The sequence below is a fragment of the Kineobactrum sediminis genome (genome assembly GCF_002868715.1).
GTDB classification, from domain to species: domain Bacteria; phylum Pseudomonadota; class Gammaproteobacteria; order Pseudomonadales; family Halieaceae; genus Kineobactrum; species Kineobactrum sediminis.
The window spans coordinates 254599-278210 of sequence record NZ_PKLZ01000007.1 but is presented as its reverse complement, the minus strand read 5'-3'; the positions used below and the strand labels follow the sequence as shown (position 1 = coordinate 278210).

Genomic DNA, 23612 nt, shown 5'->3' with positions numbered 1-23612 from the left:
TCTCTGCAGTTGCCGGGTTAATCAGTTGCTCGGGGCTTGTACGTTACGGGAGCACACTTTGGCCCAACATCAACGAAAATCAGTATAACCGCGAAATACCCGCCGCCCACAGGAACGTACCATGAACCTGATATCACTCCTCCTGGTTCCTCTACTGGCCATCCTCTCCCCTATAGCCGGCAGCCAGCAGGCGGCTCGCGCGGCGTGTGGCCACCCGGCCACCCTGATCTCCGTTATTCAGGGAAGCGGCGTACGTTCGCCACTGCGCGGCCAGGCAGTCGATACCGAAGCGATAGTCATCGCCAATCTGCAGGAAGCCGGCCAGCCAGGTGGCTTTTTCATGCAGGAGGAAGATGTCGACCAGGACCGGGACCCGGCAACCTCCGAAGGTATTTTCGTGTTTTCAAAAAGCCCGGTAACCGTTGGCGATAGAGTGCGTGTCAGGGGGATTGTGGGTGAGCATCACGGCTTGACCCAGATCAGCAAAACTTCCGTTGTGAGGATCTGTGCCCGGGGCCGCGCTCTGCCATCAGCAGCCGTTATAACATTGCCGTTCGATAATCCGTCCGAGCTGGAAACCGTTGAAGGTATGAGGGTCGCCAGCACACAGATACTCACTGTCAACGACGTGTTCAAACTGGGGCGTTTTGGTGAGTTCACGGTCGGCCTTGGCCGCCGCTTCACACCGACTGAAGTCGCCGCGCCGGGCACCGCTGCCAATGCAGTAAATGCCGCCAATGACCTTAACCGGCTGGTGGTCGACGACGGTATCCACAGGCAGAATCCCGAGCCGATACGCTTTCCCGGGGTTGGGCTGGGAGCCGATAATCCGCTGCGTGTCGGCGATGGCATCGGCAATCTGTCCGGGGTCATGACTTACGCCTTCGGAAGCTATCGGTTGATTCCCGAGGGCACTCTGCACCGGCACACTGTAAACGCGCGCCGTGCAGTTCCCCAGCCAGCCGCAGGCGCCGATCTGCGCATTGCCAGCTTTAATGTGTACAACTATTTCAATGGCGATGGCGCCGGTGGTGGCTTCCCGACTGCCCGCGGCGCCGATACCCCACTCGAGCTTGAACGGCAGCAGGCAAAACTGGTCGCAGCCCTGTTGGCAATGGACGCTGATATCATCGGCTTGATGGAAATTGAAAATGATGGCTTTGCTGCCCGCAGTGCGATCAGCCAGCTGACCGGGGCTTTGAATAGCGCCGGCGGACCGGGTGAGCGCTATGATTTTATTTCCACTGACACCCTGCGAATTGGTACTGACGCTATCGCGGTGGGGTTGCTGTACCGGCCATCGGTGGTTATGCCCATCAATCCTGCGCAACTGCTCAGCGCTGCCAATTCGCCGCGCAACAACAAGGGTGCAGCCCTGTTCAACGATCGCAAGAACCGCCCTGCCCTGGCCCAGAGTTTTGAACATGGCGCCAGTGGCGATCGCATCACCCTGGTGATCAACCATTTCAAGTCCAAGGGGTCTTCCTGTGCCGATGTCGGCGACCCCGAGGATCCGCAGCTGCAGGGAAACTGTAACGGCGTGCGCACCAACGCTGCCATTGCCCTGGCGCACTGGTTGAAAACCCATCCAACAGGGATAGACGATACCGATATACTGGTAATGGGCGACCTTAATGCGTACTCCATGGAAGATCCGATCCGTGCATTGGCAACAGCCGGTTATAGCAACCTGAAGCGCAGGGGAAGTTATACCTATGTGTACGATGGCGAATCCGGCAATCTCGATCACGCCCTGGCCTCCGCAAGCCTCAAAGCCAAGGTCGTCAACGTACAGGACTGGCATATCAACGCGGATGAACCTCGTGTTCTTGATTACAACACCGAGTTCAAGACAGCGAGTCAGCACAAAACCCTGTACGCGCCGACACCCTACCGATCCTCGGACCACGATCCCGTTATCATCGACCTGAAACTCAGTGTGATACCGGACTAGAAGTTCATCGGCTTTCAGGGAAAGCGGCCCGGCGATCCGGCGATCCGGCGATCCGGCGGCCGGTTCTCCCAGCTGGTGTTCGGAGAAGGGGCTGATCGGGTACAATAGACGGTTTTCGGACCCAAGCCTCCACCATGCCCGATATCACCCCTTATCGTTTTTGTACTGCCCCGCTGATGGACTGGTCTGACCGCCATTGCCGTTATCTGTGGCGCCTGTTGAGCAAGCGCGCACGGCTGTATACGGAGATGGTCACTACAGGCGCATTGATTCATGGGGATCGGGAGAGATTCCTGCGCTTTGACCCGGCTGAGGCGCCGGTGGCATTGCAGCTTGGCGGCAGTGACCCTGCCGAACTGGCACGCTGTGCGCACTGGGCCGAACAGTGGGGATACAATGAGGTAAACCTCAATTGCGGCTGCCCCTCTGACCGGGTGCAATCGGGAATGTTCGGCGCCTGCCTGATGGCCAGGCCAAAACTGGTGGCGGAGTGTGTGAGGGCGATGATTGAAAGTTGCGCGCTGCCGGTTACCGTCAAGCATCGCATCGGTATCGACGAGATGGAGTCCTACCAGCAATTACTGGATTTTATTGGTCCCGTCGCGGAAGCCGGTTGCAAGGTGTTTATCGTGCACGCACGCAAGGCCTGGCTGCAGGGCCTGTCACCGAAACAGAACCGCGAAATTCCGCCGCTCAACTATCCCTGGGTATACCAGCTGAAAGCGGACTTGCCACAGCTTGCCATTGTGCTTAATGGAGGCATCAATTCCCTGCAGGAATGCGATACTCACCTCGGGCAGCTCGATGGGGTCATGCTGGGCCGGGCCGCCTACCAGAATCCCTGGCTGCTGGCAGATGTCGACCGGCACCTGTTCGGTGCTACCAATCCGGTAGCGTCGCGGGATGAGGTTATCGCACAGTTGCTGCCCTATGTGGTCGCGGAACTGGCCGCGGGTACGCAGCTGCATCACATTACCCGGCATGTGCTGGGGCTTTACCAGGGCCTGCCAGGGGCCCGCCAGTTCCGCCGTCATATCAGTGAGAATGCCCATCGCACAGGCGCCGGCGTTGAGGTGCTTGAACAGGCCTATCGCTTTGTCAGTGGCGCCGCCGTTCAGCCGGCCTGACTGCACAAGTGCCGAACGGGGCATGGCCCGCGCAAGCAGAATCCGGAGAATGCCGTTACAATAGGGGCCTGGACCGCAAGAGCCACCGCACTATGAGTAACAAACTTGAACGACTGAAAGCAATGACGGATGTTGTCGCCGATACCGGTGATATTGAAGCCATTCGCACCTTTCAGCCCCAGGATGCAACCACCAACCCGTCCCTGCTGCTAAAGGCCGCGGCCCTGCCCCATTACGCAATGCTGCTGAAGGAGGCCAGGGACTGGGCTGCTGGCCAGGGCGGCAGTGATAGCGAGCGACTGGCCAACTGTTGTGATCGTTTTGCTGTGGATGTAGGGCGGGAAATTCTTGAAATTGTGCCCGGCCGGATTTCTACCGAGGTGGATGCCCGGCTGTCTTTTGACACCAGCGCGACCATAAGCCGTGCGCGTAAGCTTGTGGGCCTGTACGAGGCGGCAGGCGTATCCCGGGACCGCATCCTGATCAAGATTGCCTCTACCTGGGAGGGTATACGCGCCGGTGAGCAACTGGAGCGTGAAGGTATAAACTGCAACCTCACCCTGTTGTTCGGTTTTGCCCAGGCCGCGGCCTGTGCCGATGCGGGGGTGTATCTGGTGTCGCCGTTTGTCGGCCGGATCCTGGACTGGCACCTGGCCAATACCGACCTGGTGATCAACAGCCCGGAAGATGATCCTGGTGTGATATCGGTGCGTCGTATTTACCAGTATTACAAGGCCCATGACTATACTACCGTAGTGATGGGTGCGAGTTTTCGTAATACCGGTGAAATCGAAGCGCTCGCAGGCTGTGACAGGCTTACCATCAGCCCTGATTTGCTGGCGGCGCTGGCCGCTGACACTGCCCCGCTGGCGCGCAGGCTGACGCCGTTGGATGCGCATTCTGCCGATGCCCGAGAGGAATCTGCAGAAGCCGGATTCCGGCTACAGCTCAATTATGACGCCATGGCCACAGCGAAACTCGCGGAGGGTATCCGCAATTTCATTAGCGACCAGCTAAAACTGGAACAACTGATTAGCCAACCATGATTAATGCACTTAAATCTCTTTTCATCACCCAGCCGTCGGAGTCTCCGGAAGATATTGAGCACCGCCTGCATCTGGCCGTGGCGGCTCTGTTGATAGAGACTGCCAGGGCGGATTTTACCGAGGATGCACAGGAGGAAGCCGCGCTGGAATCGCTGCTGTGCAGCAGCCTTTCACTGCCCCGGGAAGAAGTGCATGCACTGGTCGAGTCGGCGACTACGCGAGTGGACCACGCAACCTCACTGTACGAATTTACCCGGGTGATTAACGACCACTGCAGCCCTGAGCAAAAACTGCAGTTGATTGAAACAATGTGGGGGGTTGCCTATGCCGACGGCAACCTCGACAAGTACGAAGAACACCTCATTCGCCAGGTTGCAGAGCTTACCTACGTGCCTCATGCCGAATACATTCGCACCAAACTGGCGGCCAGCCCCGACTAACTGATTGCGCTGGTCGTTCGACCGGACTCAGCCGTGTTCCAGCGCCACCATCAGATCCTTGAATCGGGCCCGGTTTTCATCGGAAATACCCATGAGTACCCGGTGGGCTTCAATCACTTTCTCCCGCACGGCAGCCTCACTGCCCTCGACCACGGGAATTGAGTGTATGTCAGCCAGTTGGTTGCACACGTCTTCATGGATCTCGAACAGACGCTGGAAACCCATGCTCCTGATCAAGCGGGTAATACCAGGATCGCAGGAATAAATGGCGGGCATGAACCCGTAGCGCTCGCGTACTTCAAGAGCGAGCTTGGCCAGCAGGCCCAGGGTCGTACTGTCTATACCCTGAACATCACACAGATCTACCCAGACGCTGGCGAAATCGGGGCTGTCTAGCATTCGCTGAAAGTAATCATCAATAGTGGTACACAGGGTCAGGCGCACATCACCGGTGAGGCGTATAACGTATGCTCCATCCTGGCAGGCAGCAAGAATTTGACCTTCTTCCATTTCAGTTCCGTTTGCTGATAAACAGCGCAGCGATATCATCCGGAGCAGTCTCTACACGATTGAGACCGAGCCGAGTCACAATATCTTCCGGCGACTCAGCCGATTCCTCAAAGACCTTGAGGAAGTACTTCTCTTTTTCAATCAAATTCCGGGGGGGCAGTATTTCCAGAATGCCATCCGAAAACAGCGCCATCATGAAGCTGTCCGGCAGGTCAATCAAATGCTCTTCGTAGCCGACATCCGCCATGATACCTACTGCTGAACCCTCCCCCCGTAGATAACGACAGCCTTCCCGGGAAACCAGCACCGGTTGCGGTAAATGCCCCGCAACACTATAGCGCAAGGTATTATCGGCTGTGTCCAGCAATCCCACCACCATGGTGGCGTGCTTGCCGACAGCCAGTTCCAGAAGCTCGTTGTTGGCATGTTTGAGCATCGCTACCGGACTGAGAATGGTGTCATCATTGTGGCGCAGGTAGTCCGAGCGCTTGCGGGCAAACAGGTTTTTCAGCAGCACTGTGGTGAATGCGGATGAACTGCCGTGCCCGGAGACATCCGCCATGAAAAACGCTACATACCGGTCGCCAACGGTAAAATAATCGGTGAAATCCCCGCTCAGGTACAGCGAGGGGATAACCGTGTGGCTGAACACATATTCTCCCAGCACCATCGGGCTGGTCGGCAGCATCCGCAGCTGCACCTGGCGACCTGCCTGCTGGTCCTGTTCAAGTACCTTTACCGTACCCCGTAACTCTATATTGGCAAGCTCCAGCCGCTGCCGATACTCCTGCAGTTCACGCCGAAGCACCCGTTGGCGCACACAGCGGCCAATTGATTTACGCAGGGCGTCCCAGTCTTCAATGGGGCGCACAAAAAAGTCGCTGGCGCCGAGACGCAGCGCTGTCATCATCTTGTCTACATCAGCGGTATCACTGAGCACAATCGCGGGGATTTGCAGGTCCAGTTCCTTCAGAGCCTTGCGTGCATCTCCCCAGGACACCGATTCAAGATCAAGTTCACACAGGATAACGTCGATATCGCTGTCCGCGGACAGAAAATCAAACGCAGCGGCGACATCAGTGAAGACCGTTGTGCGATAACCGGCTGCGGAAATCGTATCCGCCAGTTCCGTCGCTCGGGCGACATCGTCGTCGATGACCAGCACATAGCCGTTGGCAACCATCATGTACTACTTGAGGGGTTTCTTTGGCAAGACACTACGCCCTTGCCGGGACCCCGGCAACCGCATTGCACAAACTTTGGGCAGGATTTCACACTTTTGGTGCGTGCAGGGTAAAACAACCGTATGGTCAAAACTCCTCGTCCCAGCCGTTGTCTCCGAAATCGGAAAAGTCATCCTTCAATTCGCCCTCACTCACCAGGGCCCTGCGGCTTTGCAGGTAGGCATCACGTACAAAAATATAGCGATCCCCGGATATCAGGTCATCCGCCTTGAGCAATCGCGCGCGGGTACTCACCAGATCCAGCCCGCGCGTTGAATTACGCAGCCGCACATCGTCAATGGTCGATTCTACCGACGTATAACCGTCAAAGATCGTACCGGTACCACTGCGGACCGTCTTTGGTCCCAGCAAAGGAACCACGAGGTACGGGCCCTGGGGAAATCCCCACACGGCCAGCGTATGTCCAAAGTCGGTACGATAAGGGGTAAGGCCCATGCGCGAGGCAACGTCAAACAGACCCAGAATACCAATGGTTGAATTCAACAGGACACGACCACTGGCGCGTGCGGCGTTGGCTGGGCGACCCTGTAGAACCCCATTAACGGCCGCATTGACGTCACGCAAGTTGCTGAAAAAGTTGGTGACGCCCTGCTCCGCAGGGTCCGGCATAACCCAGCGATAGCCTCTCGCAGTAGGGCGCAACAGATACTCGTCAACTTTGTCATTGAATACAAACAAGGGGCGATTAATACTCTCGAACGGGTCCGCCTCGGCTTCGGCCCGGGCAATTGCCGGGACCGTGAGGAGGAGACACAACAGCAGTATAATAGTGCGCCGGGGGGACATATCAAAATGGCATCCATAAAATTGGCCCGAATATTACGCCTCTGCCTGACCGGTAGCAACCCACCCGGGTAGTTTCGGTCAGGAGAGTGTCAATATCGAGGAGTCCACAAATTCAGTAAGCTGCCGGGCGCCAAATTGCTGGACAACGGCGGCATCCACGCCCAGTTCGGTGGCCAACTGGACCAGCAGTTCAGCACCCGGGACGGTCGCGTTCTCGCGTGTAAGCTCAAGCAGGCGCGCAGTGGCTGCGTTCAGCGCCATAAACTGCACGGCATCGTCCCTGTTCCGGTAAACCACCAGGTATACAGGGGCTTCCGGTTCGGCGGGCTGATAATCCGGCCCGATCATCTGCACCGGAAACTGATAGGCTAAAACCCAGGCTAAAGGCGAAAGCCGCGGAATCGCTGTCAGCGGATCCGCATCGTCGGATATCGCTTTGGGTATTTCCACAGAGGACACCATGAGCGCCAGTTCTACCCACTCATAGTGCGCCAACTCAGTAATAAAAGGTGGATCGTCGGGGCCTGGATTGTGTCCCTCCAGCAAGAACTGCAGGAACTCCTGGCTGATTTCGAGAAAATAGGGGCTATGGCAGCGATGATCGTCGATGAATTGACGAACCAGGGCATGCCAGGCAGGCTTGCTGTAAAGACTGCGCAGTACCGGGAAACCGCTGCTGATAAACCCCTCTATATTGTTGTATATAAGATCCTGGTAAATCTGCAGGCGTCGCGGTTCAACACCCTCGGGTGCAGGCGAGGTTTCCGGGTTACGCAGGTACCGGGCCATTGTCAGCTGGCTTGTACGCAGATCAGCCACGGCTACCCACACGCTGGTGCGTGCCCGTTGCGACCCCATCCTGCAAGTGCCGGATGTGGGCAACTTCCTGCAGCAGCACAGGCAGTGGCGGAATATTGAAATCGCGTTCGAGCAGCGTTGGCACAGGGCCAAGAAGGCGATAGGCCTCCTCCAGCAGTGACCATACCGGGTCGATTACGTCGGCACCATGGGTATCCACCTTGAGGTCAGGCGCCTCGTCGAAATGGCCTGCGACATGAATATAGCGAACTTTCGCCAGGGGCAGTGAGCGCAGGAACCCCACAGGGTCGTAATTGTGATTGATGCTGTTCACATAGATATTGTTGACATCGAGCAGCAGGTCACAACCGGAAGTGTCCAGTACCGCGTTGATAAACTCGGCTTCGCTCATATCCGCATCGGGCTGTGCGTAATAGGATGCATTTTCCAGTGCGATAGGAGCTCCGATAATATCCTGTACCTTGCCGATTCGTGCACTTACGTGTGCCACGGCCTCCTCGGTAAAGGGAATGGGCAGCAAATCGTAAAGGTGGCCTTCGGCGGCACAATAGGTCAGGTGCTCGGTATACACTGTCGCCCCCAACTCGTTCATCAGCTCGCGTATCGCGTGCACCAGAGCGTCATCGATGGCGTCGGGGCCACCGATATCCAGGGACAGGCCATGGAATACGACCGGATAACGCTCCGCCAGTTGGCGAAGTTGTCGCCCGTAGCGTCCCCCGACATTAATCCAGTTTTCAGGTGCGACTTCCAGGAAATCCGCCGCTCCCGGCCCAGCTTCGAGCAACGGGCCCAGAAGGGCCCGCCGTAGACCAAGACCCGCGCCTGCGGGTCCGGATGAGAGCTCAGGCATTATGCACCGCCGCACTTGCCTTCGCCGCACTTGCCTTCACTGTCTTTCTCAGCTGTCTTTTCGCCACCACATTTGCCTTCGGCGTCTTTCTCACCGCACTTGCCTTCGGCATCTTTCTCGCCGCATTTACCTTCGCCACATTTACCTTCTTTGTGCTTGTCGTAATTGGCAAGGTCATAGCCGCCGTTCAGCGAATGAGCGGAAAACGGGTTTACCTCTGCGGTCGCCATTGGCACAACGCTGCTGGCGAGAAAGGCTGCGCTGAGTGCGACGATAAGTGGTTTCTTTGATTGAGCCATGATGGTTGTCCTTTTGTTGGTTGGTTTAACGCACGATACAAGCGGGCCGCCAACACTTCAACGGCCCTCAGCTCACGTACTAAGACCCAGTATTAACGCTGTGGTTTCCCTTTGCGTGCCCACGATGTGGTAAATATTCACACTTTTATGCGCCCAGTCCCTGTTCTGGCTGGCTGTCCAGCCAGGTGCGCACCTCTTGCCACTGGGCCTGCAGCCGTTTCACGGACACCGGAATCCGGGTACCCAGCTGCTGCGCAAACAGTGATACCCGAAACTCCTCAATCATCCACCGATACTGCCGGGCGGCCGGACACAGCAGTAACAACCCCGGCTGCGCGGCAACGGCTTGCGCCAATGGTGTCAGTAGTCCCTCCAGCGTTGCACAGTGTGCCCTGTCGCGCTCCAGTTGGCCGTTCAGGCGTTCCAGCCGCACGCGAAGCGCTTTCATGTAGCGTGGATATTGCGCGAGCCAGGCGGCTGGGGTGTCGCGCTGGAATCCGGGCTGCCAAAGCTCGCCCAACTGACGCCGGACATCTGCAACCGAGGTCGACCAGGACTTGTCAGTATAGCGGGCCAGCAACTTGTGCACCGCCGCCAGCGGCCGCAGCGCATTGAGCAAATTTGCCTCCTGTTCGTTGGCGTGCTCAATCACCCGATTGCTGCGGGCGAGTAATGCTCCAAATGCGACCTCGTCCCAGGGCAGGTTCTCTTCCAGTGCCGAAGCCTGTAACCACGCGTTATCAATCAGGTCCTCAACCAGCGGTAAGCGTTCGAGGCCACAAGCGGCCAGCAACAGGCTGGTTTCATTGCCCTGCAGAAGCTGCTTGCGCAGGAATTTGACCTGTTGGCGCTGCTGCAGGCGGAGCAGGCGCAAGACGCCCAGGCGGTGTTGCAACTGCGCCTGGGCAGGGTAATCGAACAGTTCAATCGCGACCGACTCACCCTGATCCACCATCGCCGGCCAGGCGATGATATCCACACCCGCCTGACGGAATCGCCATTCCTGCGGGAGGGAACCCAGGTCCCAGGCTGTGAGACCTGTGCGCGCAAGAGAGTGCTCGGAAACCGTGGCGATGGTCTGCTGGGTGTCACTGCGAAATCGGGCCACCAGCTGCGCCAGATCCCTTCCCTGGGCCAACAACTTGCCATTGGCATCCACCACACGGATATTCATGTGGTAAAACGGGTCAAGCCTGGCCAGATCCCAGTCACTCGTAGCGACAGAGGTGTTTCCAAGCCGCGACAACGCTTCTGCCAGGACCGCGTACAGGTCATCATCGCCGGCTTGCAGTGTCGACAGGGCACGATCAACATAATCGGGAACCGGCACCAGTTGCTTGCGCTTGTCTTTGGGTAGGGCCTTTACCAGCGCAATACACTTTTCTCGCAGCAGCCCGGGTACCAGCCAGTCAAAACGAAACCGTGGCACCCGATTGAGCAGGCCTACCGGCACGGTCACCGAGACGCCGTCCGCCACCTGCCCCGGCTCAAACTGGTACCCGAGCTTGAAGCTGATATCGTTCCAGTCCAGCCGGTCGGGAAACTGCTGGCCCAGTTCCGCCCCGGGATCCCGGGCCAGCAGCAGCTCCCGCGGCACTCGCAGGCTGTGGTCTGCATCGGGCGCTGTTTTCAGCCACGCCCGCAAGCGATCAGCGGTAGTGATATCCCCGGGCAGGCGCTCATCATAAAAATCGAACAAAACCTGTTCATCGGCCAGAAGGTCGCGTCGCCGTGCTCGCGCCTCAAGGTCTTCCAGTGCACGCAGCTGGCGCAGGTTGTGCTTCAGGAAAGCCGGCGGCCGTGGGCATCGTCCGGCGATCAGTGCTTCCCTGATCAACAGTTCCCTGGCCTCCGCGGGCTTTATCGGGCCGTAATGTACCGGCCGCTTGTCAACCACGGTGAGACCGTACAGCGTCACCCGTTCCGAGGCCATCACCCGCCCCTGCCGAGGTTCCCAGCGCGGTTCATGATACTGGAACTTGAGCAGGTCCGGATTTGTGTCAAGGATCCACAGGGGATCGATTGTGCCGACTACCCGGGCAAAAATGCGTGAGGTTTCCACCACCTCCGCAGCCACCAGCCACTTGGGTCGCTGACGACCCAGCGCCGAACCCGGAAATATCTGCAGTTTGCGATTGCGACTGCCCAGGTAATCGCGGCCCTCCTGGTGCTGGGCGATATTGGACAAGAGGCCAGCCAGTAAGGCGCGATGGATAGCCTCGTAAGGCTCTTCCTCCACTATCGCCAGTTCAGCCGCCGGATGCAGGCCCAGCTGGCGACACCCGATGCGCAGCTGCGCATGCAGGTCGCGCCACTCCCGCATCCGCAAGAAGGACAGGAATTCGCGCTGACACAGTTTGCGCAACTGGCCCTGGCTCAGCGCCTGGCGTTGTTCTTCGTAATAGCGCCACAAGGCCAGCCAGGACATGAAATCGGAGCGCGGATCGCGAAACCGGGCATGCATCTGGTCAGCCTGTTGCTGTTTGTCCGCAGGGCGCTCCCGGGGATCCTGCATTGCAAGTGCTGCAGCGATCACCAGCACTTCGTCCAGGCAGGATAGCTGCTGTGCGGCCAACACCATACGCGCCAGGCGCGGATCTACCGGCAGCCGTGCCATGCGCTTGCCAATACTGGTCAGCTGGCCCCGGCGGGTAACCGCGCCCAGCTCTTCCAGTAGTTTGTAGCCATCGCGCACCATCCGCGGATCCGGCGGGTTTATAAAAGGAAAACGCTGCACTTCGCCGAGACCCAGCTGCAGCATCTGCAGAATCACGGCGGCCAGGTTGGTGCGCAGGATTTCAGGATCGGTGAACTCTGGCCGGGCCAGAAAATCTTCCTCGGTGTACAGGCGGATACAGACCCCCGGGGCCACTCGCCCACAGCGCCCCTGGCGCTGGTTGGCACTGGCCCTGGAAATCGACTCGACGGGCAGGCGCTGAACCTTGGTGCGAAAGCTGTAGCGGCTGATGCGAGCCTCGCCCGGGTCAATCACATAACGAATACCGGGTACGGTCAGCGAGGTCTCCGCCACGTTGGTGGCCAGCACAACCCGCAGCTGCCGCCGCCGGGACAAGTCAAATACCCGGTCCTGTTCCTGGCGGGTAAGTCGCGCGTACAACGGCAGCACTTCCAGCCGCTCCAGGCCCCGCAGTTCCCGCGCCAGTTCGCGGATATCGCGCTCACCGGGCAGGAACACCAGAATGTCGCCGCGCTCACCAAAACTGCCGCTTTCAATCGAGCCGACCAGATCAACAATCTGCGCCTGCAGCCCGAGGTCGCGATCCTCTGCCGGGTCGATATAAACGGTTTCCACCGGGTAGCTGCGGCCCGAGACCTCGATAATCGGCGCACCGCCAAAGTGTGCTGCGAATCGTTCCACATCGATGGTCGCCGAGGTAATAATCAGCTTCAGGTCCGGTCGTTTCGGCAGTAACTGGCGCAAATAGCCGAGCAGAAAATCTATATTGAGACTGCGCTCGTGAGCTTCATCAATGATCAGCGTGTCGTACTGGCTCAACAACCGGTCGTGGCGAATCTCCGCCAGCAGGATGCCGTCGGTCATCACTTTGATGGCGGAGGCATCCGAGACCTGGTCGGTAAAGCGTACCTGATAGCCCACCACCTCACCCAGCGGGGTTTTAAGTTCATCGGCGATACGCTGCGCCACCGAGCGCGCGGCCAGCCGCCGGGGCTGGGTGTGGCCGATACGGCCCTCGCGACCGCGCCCCAGCTGCAGGCAGATTTTGGGTATCTGGGTGGTTTTGCCGGACCCGGTCTCGCCGGCAATGATCACCACCTGGTGGTCATTGATCGCGCGGGCAATATCCTCCCGCCGTTGCACCACCGGCAAGTCCGGGGGATAACTGATTGCCGGGATGGTGCGCGGCATGGTTGTCGCCGTGGGGCTGGACATGCTGGTTCTCTCGTGCTGTTTTGCGGGTGACGTATTCCGGGCCAGGTTGTCAGGGTATCATTGCGGCCTCAACAAAATCCCTGCGGAGTCATTCATGCCCATCGTCAGTAATCACACCTTTGATGAAATCACCCTCGGCCAGACGGCCAGCGCTACGCGTATTGTCAGCGCTGAAGACGTGCGCCTTTTTGCCGCCGCGTCCGGTGATTTCAACCCTTTGCACCTGGACCCGGATTACGCTGCGGGCACGGTGTTTGGTGAATGCATTGCTCATGGCATGTTTACCGGCGGTCTGATCTCGGCGGCACTTGCCATGCAACTGCCAGGACCCGGCACCGTTTACCTGGGGCAGGAGTTGAAGTTTCTGCTGCCGGTGAAAATCGGGGACACACTGACCGTAGAACTCGAGGTGATCGACAAGAAGGCACGGCGTCGCCTGGTGGAACTCGACTGCCGGGTGACCAACCAGCAAGGCAAGAAGGTGGTTACCGGCACGGCGCGGGTCATGGCACCGGCGCAGCGGGAGACAATAACCGTTACCCTACCTGGCTCCCGGGTATAGCTGTGTGGCCACCAGGCCATTAAGCGGCAAAAATCAGGCCTGGGCGGGCTCCTCACCCGCTGCCGGCTGCGGCGCAAACTGTGCAGGGTCGAGGTATTGCAAACGCAGTTCAATAGCCCCCCTGCTTTCGCTGGAATCCGCTCCCAGTACCAGCACGCTGGCCTGGTCATCTTCATAGGTAACCCCGGTGACACCAAAAATAATGACATCGGGATTTTCTTCTGCAGTGAATACCTTAATATCCTGTTCCGCCCGCAGCGCCTCACTTAACTGGGAGATCAGCATCGCCAGGCTGGCGCGAAAGCCACCAAAATTGAGCTTTCCCGGATATTCACTGTGATCCAGCGCGATATCAAAACGAACCTGGGATTTGTCTTCCATCTGTACATTGGTGAGATGCACCGACTTGCCCGCCAGCATATCCCTGAATACGTTTTTCGCCTCGGTGCGACGAGACTCCAGAAATGCCTTGTACAACAGGTTGACCGACATCGTCAGAAACTTGTCCCGGGGTATTGTTTGCGTCTGATCTTGCGCCATGGAAATGCCCTCTCTTGAGGGGCGCAAGTTTACTGCCTGGCGGCACTAAAAACCAGCTGCCCAGGGCTCGACAGGTACTATGGTGGCCGGAGCTTTGCTATTCTTGCGCCCTCACTCCAGCCTGCGGATAGCGCCATGCCAGACTTCACGCCGGACCGCCGGACGGACGGGCCCTCGATATCGCTACCTGCGGCTACCTGCCCATGAAACGCGATAATCTGCCCTGGCAGACGATGGCAGGCCCCGTGTCGGATCCTGTTTATGGGGGCAATGCCGACTCCGTCGCTGTCGATAACGGCCCTTTTCGCCAGGATAATGGCCTTCCCAAGGTGCGCAACGGTCTGCTGGCCGGCAACCGCTTGCCCGAGCGCTGGGCGCAGCACCGCCTGGCCCACTTTGTCATTGCCGCAACCGGATTTGACGCCGGTCTTGATTTTCTGCTCACCTGGCAGGCCTGGCGCGCTCACCGCGCCAACGCCGGCGCAAATGCAACGCTGCGGCGGTTGCATTACCTGGCCATGGAACCCCGTCCATTATCGCGCGCGCAACTCGCCCGCGCGGCCGCTGCCTGGCCCGAGCTGGCGACACTGGCCAGCGAGCTGCTGGCCCAGTACCCGTCTCCCCTGCCCGGGCCCCATCGCTTGCTGCTGGACGAAGACAGCCTGGTACTGGACCTCTGGTGGTGTGATGTCGGGCAGGCACTGGATGATCTTTGCCACTCACGCAAAACACTGGTGGATGCCTGGTACCTCGGTAGTTCTGCGGCAACCCCCGACTCCGTACCGGGAGCCAAACTGGCGCGCTTGAGCCGCAGTGGCGCAACCCTGGCGACATTTGCGACCACCGGCACCATCGCCGAAACGCTGGGAACCGCCGGGTTCAGTGTCCAATCCCTGCCCGCCAATGGCCCCATCCCGGAACGTCTTTGCGGCAAACTTACGATAGCCGCACCCCCCATGCCGCTGTCGGGCACCCCCTGGGATATCTCGCAGCAGGCCGTGCCCCAACCATTACGGGCGCTGGTTATTGGCGCGGGGCTTGCGGGCTGCCATTCCGCCGCCGCCCTCGCCCGTCGCGGCATTCCAGTAACCCTGCTGGAACGGGGCGAGCTTGCCGGCGAAGCTTCCGGCAATGGCCAGGGCGCACTCTATACCCGTGTCTCCCATCGCCATTCACCGGTCACGGACTTTGCCCTGGCCAGCTTTGCTCATGCGGTGCGCCAGTATCGTCGGGCATTCCGCCGCGGCGATTTGCAACAAGGTGAGCAGGGGGCGCTCTGCGGCAGCTTTCACCAGGTGGCAGATGCTGAACAGCTGAAACGGATGGCGCCGCTGCTGGCAGCTGTGCCTGAACTCGCCCAGGTAGTCGACGCAGCCACTGCCTCGACCCTTCTGGGCGTAAAACAGGACCACGATGGATACTGGTTCCCCGATTCAGGCTGGATGCAGCCTGCGGCCCTGTGCCGCCAACTTGTTAAACATCCCTTGATTACCCTTCATAGCAACTGCGGATCGTTACAGATTCAGTCCGCGGCACAGGGCTGGGCAGCCGTCTCGGGCTCGCACACCATCGCTACGGCAGACATTGCGGTACTGGCGGGAGGCACGACGTGCACTGGTTTCAGCGGACTTGAATGGCTGCCACTGAGGCCGGTTCGCGGCCAGACCACCTGGTTGCCGCCAGACGCCGGCTTCACGGCGCTGCGCGCGGTTCTATGCCACACGGGTTACGTCTGTCCGCCGATCGCTGCGGGACAGTGTATTGGCGCCACCTTCGATCCGGGTGACACTGACCCGCAACTGCGCAACAGTGACCAGACTTACAACCTGCGCCAGCTTGCCGGCGCCGTGCCCGCATGGGCTGACAATCTGGAGACCATGACCGCCGCCCGGCTGGATGGCCGTGTAGGCTGGCGATGTGCCAGTCCCGACTACCTGCCCCTGGTGGGCCCGGTGCCGGATCGAACCGCCTTTGCACTCACCTATGGCGCCCTGCGCGAGGATGCGCGCTGCGATATTCCGATACCGGGCACCTATTTGCCGGGACTGTATGTGAATACCGGTCACGGCTCGAGGGGGTTAACCTCTACTCCACTCACAGCCGAACTGATCGCAAGCCAGATATGCGAGGAGCCCCTGCCTCTCGAACCCGAACTGGTGCGTGCCCTGTCGCCCGCGCGGTTTCTGATTCGCGACCTGGGGAGAAAACGTTTGTGAATCATTTCAGTTATCGCGGTCTGCTGGTGTGTCTGCTGCTGGGTGCAAGCCTGCGGGCGCCGGCGGAAACAGCCGCGCAAGCACATCCACTACAACACTACAGTTTCAAGGTAGTGGAGCAAAGGCCACAATCGCGCACTCATTTTGTCCAGGGCCTGCAGATTGTGGACGGGATGCTTTACGTCAGCACCGGTGGTTACGGTCGCTCGCAATTGTTGCAGTACCGGTTTGACGACGGCGTGCTGGTCAGGGAGAAACACCTGTCGCCCGCTTTGTTCGGCGAGGGCCTGACGGTACTCGGGGGCCGTGTTTACCAACTCACCTGGCGGGCACGTCGACTACTCGTTTACCGGCGCCAAAACCTCGCGGCTGAGGGTTATTTCGCCATTCCCGGCCAGGGCTGGGGCCTTACCAATAACGGCAAAGAGCTCATTTATACTGACGGCAGCCACCATTTGCACTTTCTGGATCCGGTCGATGGTCGTCACCTGCGCAGTATTGCGGTGCACGAACAGGGTGCGCCCGTCGACCGGCTCAACGAACTGGAGTGGATAGACGGCGAGGTCTGGGCCAACGTGTGGCAGTCAGACCGGATTGTGGTGATCAATCCGGATACTGGCGCTGTTACCGCCACCATTGACCTCACCGGCCTGTTGCCACGCGCAGAGCGCAGGCAGGGTACTGATGTTCTCAACGGCATCGCCCGCAATCCGGCCACTGGTGAGCTGTGGGTAACCGGCAAGAACTGGCCCTGGCTATATCGCATCGTCCTGACACCAATCCCGGCAGCGACCGCCAAATCGCGTTAGACTATGGGTTCTGTTTTTATTCCTGCGAGAGCACAATGACTGAGATGAGCAATGCGATGCCCGTCAGCAATCCCGAATTCGAACTGCTGCGATGCCACGATATAGAAACCCTGAAACTGCGGGTAGAACAGTACCAGCACCGGCATACCGGCGCCCTGCATTACCATTTTGCCGCCGACAGTACCGAGAATGTGTTTCTGGTGGCGCTGCGCACGGTTCCCCATGATTCCACCGGCGTTGCCCACATCCTGGAGCATACCGTACTGTGTGGTAGCGAGCGTTACCCGGTGCGCGACCCCTTCTTCATGATGCTGCGGCGCTCATTGAATACCTTCATGAACGCCCTGACCAGCAGCGACTGGACCGCCTACCCCTTTGCCAGCCAGAATCGCAAGGACTTCAGCAATCTGCTGGATGTGTATCTGGACGCGGTATTCTTTTCCCGGCTCGACCCCCTGGACTTCGCGCAGGAAGGGCACCGTGTGGAGTTTGCCGAGGCCGGCAACCCCGATAGCGAACTCGTGTACAAAGGGGTCGTCTTCAATGAAATGAAGGGCGCCATGAGTTCTGCCAGCAGTACGCTGTGGCAGACCCTGTGCGAACACCTGTTCCCCGCCAACACCTATCACTACAACAGCGGCGGTGATCCGGAGCATATCCCCGAGCTCAGCTACCAGGAGCTCAAGGCGTTCTACCGAAGCCATTATCACCCCAGCAACGCCATTTTCATGACCTTTGGCGATATCCCTGCACACGAGCACCAGGCAGTATTCCAGCAGCGTGCCCTGGAGCGGTTTGAACCCTTGCCCGGACGCATTGAGGTGCCACTGGAAAAACGCTTTGGCAAACCACGGCGTGTCGTCAAGCCCTATGCTGTGGACGATAGTGACACCGCCCGTAAAACCCACATTGTGGTCGGCTGGCTGCTCGGTGAAAGCACTGACCTCGAGCAGTTGCTGGAAGCCCAGCTGTTGGCCAGTGTGTTGATGGATAATAGCGCGTCGCCGCTCATGCACGCGCTGGAAACCACCGATTTGGGGCAGGCTCCATCGCCGCTGTGCGGACTGGAAGATTCGCAACGCGAAATGGTGTTCAGTTGCGGGATTGAAGGCAGTGAAGCTGACTCCGCGGACGCACTTGAGGCACTGGTGCTCAAGGTGATTGGCGACGTCGCCCGCGATGGCATACCTGCAGCGCAACTGGAGGCGGTATTGCACCAGCTGGAACTGCACCAGCGTGAAATCAGCGGCGACGGCTTCCCCTATGGTTTGCAGCTTATTCTCCAGGCGCTGGGGCCGGCCACTCACTATGCCGACCCGGTAGCGGTGCTGGACCTTGATCCGGTACTGGCCCGCCTGAGGGAAAAGATCGCCGATCCGGACTATATCAAGGGTCTTGCCCAGCGCACCCTGCTGGACAATCCTCACCGGGTCACTTTGGTAATGACCCCGGACGCAGAGCTGGCAGGCCTGCGGATGGCAGCGGAAGCCGACCGGCTGGCAGCACTCAAGGCCACCCTGGACAGTGATGAGCGGCACGCGGTTATCACCCTGGCCGAGCAGCTCGACGCGCGTCAGCAACAGGTGGATGACATGAGCATCCTGCCCAAGGTCACCCTCGCCGATGTGGCGCCGGGCCTCCCGGATCTCAGCTACGAAACCCATCAACGCAACGGCCTGAAACTGACCAGTTACACACAGGGTACCAACGGTCTGGTGTACCAGCAGATGATCAGTGAGCTGCCGGCGCTGGAGGAACAGCAGTTGGCGCTACTACCGCTGTACACCCGGATGCTGACCGAGGTCGGGCTCGGCAGTGAAGATTACCTGGCGGTACAACATCGCCAGGCGGGGACTGTTGGTAGTATTGGCGCCTCTACCGCAATGCGCAGCGCAGTCGATGATGAACAGCAACTACAGGCTCATTTCGTACTGTCATCGAAAGCGCTGGCACGTAACAGTGAGGCTCAGGTGGCACTTATGCAGGACAGCCTGTACCAGGTGCGCTTTGATGAACTGGGCCGCATGCGAGAGCTGGTAAGCCAGTACCGCGCGCGCCGCGAACAGGCAGTTACCGGCAATGGCCACGGTCTGGCGATGGCCGCCGCCAGTGCAGGCATGAGCCCCGTGGCGCAAATCAACCACGAGCTTAGCGGGCTGGCCGGAATCCGCAGCATCAAGGCGCTGGATGACGCATTGGCCACCGACAGTGGCCTTGAGGACTTTGCCGCTGCCCTGCAGGGTATTCACACCAAAATCGTCAGTATGCCGCCACAACTGCTGGCTATTGCCGATGAGCATGCGGTGCACGCAGTGGCGGAGCACGCGTTAACCGCCTGGGGCGACGCCACTGCCGCCACCACCCATAGCCAGGCGGTTTTCAGCGCGGCACCGGTGCGCGTTCCGCGCCGTGAATTATGGCTGGCCAACACCCAGGTAAACTTCTGCGCCAGGGCGTATCCCACCGTACCCTCGGGACACCCGGACGCCGCGGCGCTCACCGTTCTGGGTGGTTTCCTGCGCAATGGTTTCCTGCATCGTGCCATTCGCGAGCAGGGCGGCGCTTACGGCGGCGGCGGTTCGCAGGACTCAGGCATTGCCGCCTTTCGCTTTTTCTCTTATCGGGATCCACGGCTGCTGGAGACGTTGAACGACTTTGACCGGGCGATAGCCTGGATGCTCGAGCACAGGCACGAGGAACAGGCCCTGGAAGAAGCCATCCTCGGCGTAATCAGCAGCATGGACAAGCCGGCCTCTCCCTCGGGAGAAGCACGACAACACTTTTACAACCGGCTGTTCGGTCGCAGCCACGAGCAGCGGGAACAGTTCAGGCGCGCCATTCTGGCGGTGACCCTCGACGACCTGCGCAGGGTTACCGGACTCTATCTGCAACCGGAAAATGCCAGCACCGCAGTCATCACCAGCCGCAAGCAGCATCAGTCCCTTGGCGCGGCAATCGCCGAGCTGGGCTTGACGGTCGAGGAACTGTAGTGAGAGGCTCCTAGCCCAGAAAGGCCTGGCCGCCATCGAGCGCAATACTCTGGCCATTGACATAGCCCGCGCCCTCGCTGCACAGCAGGGCGACAAAACGGCCAATGTCCTGCTCGCAATCGCCGACCCTGCGCTGGGGGATCTGGGAAAAGAACTCCTCGGCCTCTGCGGGGTTGTTGTCCACCCACCAGGCCATCCCGGGTGACAGCGCGTGCGGCAAGATGGCATTGGCGCGAATATTGTCCGGGCCCCACTCGCAGGCGGCAGCCCGGGTCAGGGAGCGAATGGCCTCCTTGCTGGCCGCATAGGCCCCATAGCCTGCCATGTCCCAGCGTTTGGCTGCGGAGCTGCCCAGATTGATGATAACGCCATCGCCCTTCAGGTGCGGATAGCACAGTTTCATCAGCCGCAGCGTGGCCATCGGTCCGGATTCCCAGCCCGCTGTTACCGCCTCGTCAGTCAGGTCCAGCAACTTGCCCAGGGGCACCTCCTGGGCGTTATTGACCAGGATGTTGAGACCGCCAAACGCATCGATAACAGCGTCAACACTGTGGCCCAGCGATTCCGGTGATTTCACATCGCAGACGACGGCGATCGCCTCGCCACCGCGCTGCTGGATCAACTCGACTGTCGCATCCAGTTTTTCCCGGGTGCGGCCGCTCACCGCCACCCGTGCACCCACAGTCGCTAATGCCAGCGCGATCCCCTGCCCTACTCCTTGCCCCGCACCGGTAACCAGAGCCACTTTACCTTTCAACAACGTATCCATATTCATCCTCCTTTTTACAAGCCCCACAGAGTAACGTTGCGCGCCGGGATACAAAAGAACAGGTCGTATTTATGACGGCTGGCGGCCATTGTTCAGGGCGCTGTACTGCCATGTTGTACCCAGCGGAAAATGTCGTTTCAAATCAAGCCGCAATGACTGCGAGGGTTTTTTCCCCGCGCTAAAATCGACACAACACTAGCGACAGGAAAGTATCACCATGGGAATTCTGGAAGGCAAAATCGGTATCGTCACCGGCGCGGGACAGGGCATCGGCCGCGCCATTGCCCAGTGCTTTGGCCGCGAGGGTGCGCGGGTTGTGGTGGCGGACTTCAACGCCGAATCCGGTCGGGAGACAGCGGAATTGATTACCGCAACCGGCGCCGAGGCGCTATTTGTACACGGTGATGTGAGCGACGAGGCATCGGTGCGGGACATGGTGGCTACGGCAGTTACCACCTGGGGGCGTCTTGATATCGCCTGTAACAGTGCTGCAGTCAGCCGCGGTTCCGGCCCCATTCATGAGTTTACCCGGGAAGTATTCGACCAGACCCTGGCGATGTGCCTGACCAATACCTGGCTGTGCATGAAATACGAAATACCGGCCATGCTTGCCACGGGCGGTGGCGCCATTGTCAACATCTCCTCCAACGCCTCCCTGCGCGGCCAGGCTTACAATACCGCCTACGCTGCCGCCAAGAGTGGCGTCAACATCCTTACCAAAAGTTCCGCCGCTGAATACGGTGGCCAGGGTATTCGCATCAACGCCGTATCACCCGGGGTAATCCGTACCCCCGGTGTTGAAAAATACTTTGAGGAACAGCCAAAAATGGCCGAGCAGCTGAAAAAGAACGCGGTACTGAACCGACTGGGAGAACCGGGCGAGATCGCCGAGGCAGTCGCGTTTTTGTGCAGTGACCGGGCCTCGTTCATTACCGGCCAGCTACTCTCCGTGGACGGTGGCGGCGCAGTGCGCTAAACACGGCTTCAGTCTGTAGCGACGGTGTTATACCGATATAACACCGTCGCTACTGTGGGATTTTCTACACCGCGGGTGGGTAGCTGGTGTAGCCTTCGGGACCGGGAGAATACAGCGTGGCTATATCGAACTCCGCCAGCGGCAGCCGCGCCCGCCAGCGCTCCGCCAGATCCGGATTGGCGATAAAAGCGCGACCGAAGGACACTGCGGCGACTTCCCCGGCTGCAACCGCGTCCTCGGCTTCCTGCAAATCAAAACTTTCGTTGGCGATCAGCCGGCCCGGAAAATAACGCTGGCCCAGGGCAATATTATCCACCCGCCCCTTGGGCATGCGAATTACATGAAGATAGGCCAGCTTGCGGGCTGCAGCCTGCTCCAGCAGGTACTCGAATGTTTCCTGTGGGTCATCGTCGGCAAGGTCGTTAAACCGGTTGTCCGGACAGATACGCATACCCACGCGATCAGCCCCGGCCACCGCCACCATGGCATCCATCACTTCCAGGGCAAAGCGCGCCCGGTTGGCAACACTGCCCCCATAGGCATCATCGCGTTGATTGGTACCGGTAGACAGGAATTGGGCGGGCAGGTAACCACTGGTGCAATGTAACTCAACACCGTCAAAACCGGCCTCAAGGGCGTTCAGTGTTGCCTGCCGATATTCCTCCACCAGGCCGGCGATCTCCCCGAGTTCCAGCGCCCGGGGAGTATCCATCTCCTGCATACCCGCCTGGTCGGTGTACATTTTAGCCTTGGCCGGGATCGCCGAGGGCGCCACCGTATGGCTGCCCGCGGGCTTGTTGTAGTGGCTGGCGACCCGGCCCACGTGCATGATCTGGGCAACGATACAGCCACCCTCGCCGTGCACCGCCGCGGTCACTTCGCGCCAGCCCTCGACCTGCTCGGGGGTGTAGATGCCGGGTGTACGACAGTACCCCAGGCCATCGGCGCTGGGTGCAATGCCCTCGCTGATGATCATGCCGGCGCCTGCGCGCTGCCGATAATACTCTACCATTAACGCCGTGGGCCGGGCGTCCGTTGTGGCCCGGCTACGGGTCATAGGCGCCATGACAAGACGGTTGCGCAGGTGCAGGGCACCCAGTTCAAGCGGTGTTAACAAATCCATAACAGTTCCTAGCGTATTCGAATACGGGGCTCGGGCGCGCCGCGGCGCATGGTGTTGAGAAATTCTTCAAGAGGTGCCGGGGCCGCCACCTCGGGTACGTCATCCCCGGGTGGATTGCCCCAGAAATCATCCCAGGAAGGCCACAGGTCATGATAGGCACCCGAATAAGCCTCACGATCAGGCCAGCGCATCTTGTCGTCACCGATCGGCGGCTTGTTCAGGTCGGTAGCATACCAGTAACAGGGCAAACGCCGACGAAAATACCAGCGTCCGTCAATCCGCTCATAGTTATCCCAGTAGAGCATTTGCATGATCACCCACTGGTCACCGGTTTCGTGTTCGTTTTTCGAATAGACCACTCCGTGGGCGTGGTCCGCATCATCAAACTCAATGATGTGATTGCCGATGTGGTGTGAGGTCCCGGTGAACTGCAGGCGCAAGGTATCATCCAGCCAGCGTTTCAGGTGCTGGCGTCCGCTCAATTCACGACTGACCCGGATGTCCGCCGCGAACAGGTTGACATGGGCGTCGAGGTCGCGCATATCCAGGGACAGCGAATACTTCGCGGCCAGTTGCCTGATTTCGTCCAGGGATTCAAGCCGGTCAATACGCTGCAGCAATGTGTTGTCGGTCATG

The 23612-nt window shown here is 59.4% G+C and carries 20 protein-coding genes; 9 read left to right on the top strand and 11 right to left on the bottom strand.

The features are described from left to right. Positions 1-121 precede the first annotated feature (121 nt). The 4 genes from CWI75_RS09410 to CWI75_RS09395 all read left to right on the top strand — a co-directional run bounded on the left by CWI75_RS09410 (position 122) and on the right by CWI75_RS09395 (position 4567). Positions 122-1954 (top strand): ExeM/NucH family extracellular endonuclease, encoded by a 1833-nt coding sequence (locus tag CWI75_RS09410; RefSeq protein WP_101521244.1) that lies wholly within the window; start codon positions 122-124, stop codon positions 1952-1954. Between the two features lie 134 nt (positions 1955-2088). Continuing rightward, positions 2089-3081 (top strand): tRNA dihydrouridine(20/20a) synthase DusA, encoded by a 993-nt coding sequence (gene dusA, locus CWI75_RS09405; protein WP_101521243.1) that lies wholly within the window; start codon positions 2089-2091, stop codon positions 3079-3081. 92 nt (positions 3082-3173) lie between these two features. Next, positions 3174-4127, top strand: a complete 954-nt coding sequence (gene tal, locus CWI75_RS09400) for a transaldolase (RefSeq protein WP_101521242.1) — start codon at positions 3174-3176, stop codon at positions 4125-4127. Then, positions 4124-4567 (top strand): tellurite resistance TerB family protein, encoded by a 444-nt coding sequence (locus CWI75_RS09395; RefSeq protein ID WP_101521241.1) that lies wholly within the window; start codon positions 4124-4126, stop codon positions 4565-4567. Before tal ends, CWI75_RS09395 begins: the two co-directional genes overlap by 4 nt. A 27-nt stretch (positions 4568-4594) precedes the next feature. Here the strand turns inward: CWI75_RS09395 and CWI75_RS09390 are convergent, their stop codons facing one another. The 7 genes from CWI75_RS09390 to hrpA all read right to left on the bottom strand — a co-directional run bounded on the left by CWI75_RS09390 (position 4595) and on the right by hrpA (position 12991). After that, positions 4595-5077, bottom strand: a complete 483-nt coding sequence (locus tag CWI75_RS09390) for an STAS domain-containing protein (protein ID WP_101521240.1) — start codon at positions 5075-5077, stop codon at positions 4595-4597. 1 nt (position 5078) lies between these two features. Then, positions 5079-6263, bottom strand: coding sequence for a PP2C family protein-serine/threonine phosphatase (locus tag CWI75_RS09385; protein ID WP_241521152.1), 1185 nt, complete (start codon positions 6261-6263; stop codon positions 5079-5081). A 124-nt stretch (positions 6264-6387) separates the two neighbouring features. Then, entirely contained in the window at positions 6388-7107 is a 720-nt protein-coding gene (locus CWI75_RS09380) for an MlaA family lipoprotein (protein WP_101521239.1), read from the bottom strand. Positions 7108-7185: 78 nt separating this feature from the next. Continuing rightward, positions 7186-7926 (bottom strand): HvfC family RiPP maturation protein, encoded by a 741-nt coding sequence (locus tag CWI75_RS09375; protein WP_241521151.1) that lies wholly within the window; start codon positions 7924-7926, stop codon positions 7186-7188. Next, complete coding sequence (locus tag CWI75_RS09370) at positions 7919-8779, bottom strand: HvfB family MNIO-type RiPP peptide maturase (RefSeq protein ID WP_101521324.1); 861 nt, start codon at positions 8777-8779, stop codon at positions 7919-7921. Before CWI75_RS09370 ends, CWI75_RS09375 begins: the two co-directional genes overlap by 8 nt. Continuing rightward, the gene (locus CWI75_RS09365) at positions 8779-9078 is read right to left on the bottom strand and encodes an HvfA family oxazolone/thioamide-modified RiPP metallophore (protein WP_101521237.1); all 300 of its coding nucleotides are present in this window, start codon (positions 9076-9078) and stop codon (positions 8779-8781) included. The genes CWI75_RS09370 and CWI75_RS09365 overlap by 1 nt, the downstream gene beginning before the upstream one ends. 145 nt (positions 9079-9223) lie before the next feature. Then, complete coding sequence (hrpA, locus tag CWI75_RS09360; RefSeq protein WP_241521150.1) at positions 9224-12991, bottom strand: ATP-dependent RNA helicase HrpA; 3768 nt, start codon at positions 12989-12991, stop codon at positions 9224-9226. A 94-nt stretch (positions 12992-13085) separates the two neighbouring features. Here hrpA and CWI75_RS09355 point away from each other — a divergent pair, with 94 nt between their 5' ends. After that, entirely contained in the window at positions 13086-13553 is a 468-nt protein-coding gene (locus tag CWI75_RS09355; protein ID WP_101521323.1) for a MaoC/PaaZ C-terminal domain-containing protein, read from the top strand. A 33-nt stretch (positions 13554-13586) separates the two neighbouring features. Here CWI75_RS09355 and CWI75_RS09350 read toward each other — a convergent pair whose 3' ends face one another. Next, a complete protein-coding gene (locus CWI75_RS09350; protein WP_101521235.1) occupies positions 13587-14093 on the bottom strand; it encodes a hypothetical protein in 507 nt (168 codons plus the stop codon). Between the two features lie 203 nt (positions 14094-14296). Here CWI75_RS09350 and mnmC point away from each other — a divergent pair, with 203 nt between their 5' ends. The 3 genes from mnmC to CWI75_RS09335 are packed head-to-tail and all read left to right on the top strand — an operon-like array spanning position 14297 to position 20108. Beyond that, complete coding sequence (gene mnmC / locus CWI75_RS09345) at positions 14297-16309, top strand: bifunctional tRNA (5-methylaminomethyl-2-thiouridine)(34)-methyltransferase MnmC2/FAD-dependent 5-carboxymethylaminomethyl-2-thiouridine(34) oxidoreductase MnmC1 (RefSeq protein ID WP_101521234.1); 2013 nt, start codon at positions 14297-14299, stop codon at positions 16307-16309. Then, positions 16306-17118, top strand: a complete 813-nt coding sequence (locus CWI75_RS09340) for a glutaminyl-peptide cyclotransferase (protein ID WP_162300039.1) — start codon at positions 16306-16308, stop codon at positions 17116-17118. Before mnmC ends, CWI75_RS09340 begins: the two co-directional genes overlap by 4 nt. Before the next feature lie 44 nt (positions 17119-17162). Then, on the top strand, positions 17163-20108 hold the full coding sequence (locus tag CWI75_RS09335; protein WP_101521322.1) for an insulinase family protein: 2946 nt from the start codon (positions 17163-17165) through the stop codon (positions 20106-20108). A 10-nt stretch (positions 20109-20118) separates the two neighbouring features. Here the strand turns inward: CWI75_RS09335 and CWI75_RS09330 are convergent, their stop codons facing one another. Beyond that, positions 20119-20877, bottom strand: a complete 759-nt coding sequence (locus CWI75_RS09330) for an SDR family NAD(P)-dependent oxidoreductase (RefSeq protein ID WP_206604684.1) — start codon at positions 20875-20877, stop codon at positions 20119-20121. 217 nt (positions 20878-21094) lie between these two features. Here CWI75_RS09330 and CWI75_RS09325 point away from each other — a divergent pair, with 217 nt between their 5' ends. Beyond that, the gene (locus tag CWI75_RS09325; protein WP_101521231.1) at positions 21095-21853 is read left to right on the top strand and encodes an SDR family NAD(P)-dependent oxidoreductase; all 759 of its coding nucleotides are present in this window, start codon (positions 21095-21097) and stop codon (positions 21851-21853) included. 64 nt (positions 21854-21917) lie between these two features. Here CWI75_RS09325 and CWI75_RS09320 read toward each other — a convergent pair whose 3' ends face one another. Further along, complete coding sequence (locus CWI75_RS09320) at positions 21918-22976, bottom strand: alkene reductase (RefSeq protein WP_101521230.1); 1059 nt, start codon at positions 22974-22976, stop codon at positions 21918-21920. An 8-nt stretch (positions 22977-22984) separates the two neighbouring features. After that, positions 22985-23611: a nuclear transport factor 2 family protein gene (locus CWI75_RS09315; protein ID WP_101521229.1), complete on the bottom strand. Its 627-nt coding sequence runs from the start codon at positions 23609-23611 to the stop codon at positions 22985-22987. Position 23612 lies beyond the last annotated feature (1 nt).

Bases quoted from the DNA above. Each gene is read 5' to 3' on its own strand.
- CWI75_RS09335 (WP_101521322.1), top strand. From the start codon at position 17,163: ATGAGCAATGCGATGCCCGTCAGCAATCCCGAATTCGAACTGCTGCGA.
- hrpA (WP_241521150.1), bottom strand. From the start codon at position 12,991: ATGTCCAGCCCCACGGCGACAACCATGCCGCGCACCATCCCGGCAATC.
- CWI75_RS09320 (WP_101521230.1), bottom strand. From the start codon at position 22,976: ATGGATTTGTTAACACCGCTTGAACTGGGTGCCCTGCACCTGCGCAAC.
- CWI75_RS09395 (WP_101521241.1), top strand. From the start codon at position 4,124: ATGATTAATGCACTTAAATCTCTTTTCATCACCCAGCCGTCGGAGTCT.
- CWI75_RS09380 (WP_101521239.1), bottom strand. From the start codon at position 7,107: ATGTCCCCCCGGCGCACTATTATACTGCTGTTGTGTCTCCTCCTCACG.
- CWI75_RS09365 (WP_101521237.1), bottom strand. From the start codon at position 9,078: ATGGCTCAATCAAAGAAACCACTTATCGTCGCACTCAGCGCAGCCTTT.
- tal (WP_101521242.1), top strand. From the start codon at position 3,174: ATGAGTAACAAACTTGAACGACTGAAAGCAATGACGGATGTTGTCGCC.
- CWI75_RS09330 (WP_206604684.1), bottom strand. From the start codon at position 20,877: ATGGATACGTTGTTGAAAGGTAAAGTGGCTCTGGTTACCGGTGCGGGG.
- CWI75_RS09315 (WP_101521229.1), bottom strand. From the start codon at position 23,611: ATGACCGACAACACATTGCTGCAGCGTATTGACCGGCTTGAATCCCTG.
- CWI75_RS09325 (WP_101521231.1), top strand. From the start codon at position 21,095: ATGGGAATTCTGGAAGGCAAAATCGGTATCGTCACCGGCGCGGGACAG.
- CWI75_RS09410 (WP_101521244.1), top strand. From the start codon at position 122: ATGAACCTGATATCACTCCTCCTGGTTCCTCTACTGGCCATCCTCTCC.
- CWI75_RS09370 (WP_101521324.1), bottom strand. From the start codon at position 8,779: ATGCCTGAGCTCTCATCCGGACCCGCAGGCGCGGGTCTTGGTCTACGG.
- mnmC (WP_101521234.1), top strand. From the start codon at position 14,297: ATGAAACGCGATAATCTGCCCTGGCAGACGATGGCAGGCCCCGTGTCG.
- CWI75_RS09355 (WP_101521323.1), top strand. From the start codon at position 13,086: ATGCCCATCGTCAGTAATCACACCTTTGATGAAATCACCCTCGGCCAG.
- dusA (WP_101521243.1), top strand. From the start codon at position 2,089: ATGCCCGATATCACCCCTTATCGTTTTTGTACTGCCCCGCTGATGGAC.
- CWI75_RS09385 (WP_241521152.1), bottom strand. From the start codon at position 6,263: ATGATGGTTGCCAACGGCTATGTGCTGGTCATCGACGACGATGTCGCC.
- CWI75_RS09390 (WP_101521240.1), bottom strand. From the start codon at position 5,077: ATGGAAGAAGGTCAAATTCTTGCTGCCTGCCAGGATGGAGCATACGTT.
- CWI75_RS09350 (WP_101521235.1), bottom strand. From the start codon at position 14,093: ATGGCGCAAGATCAGACGCAAACAATACCCCGGGACAAGTTTCTGACG.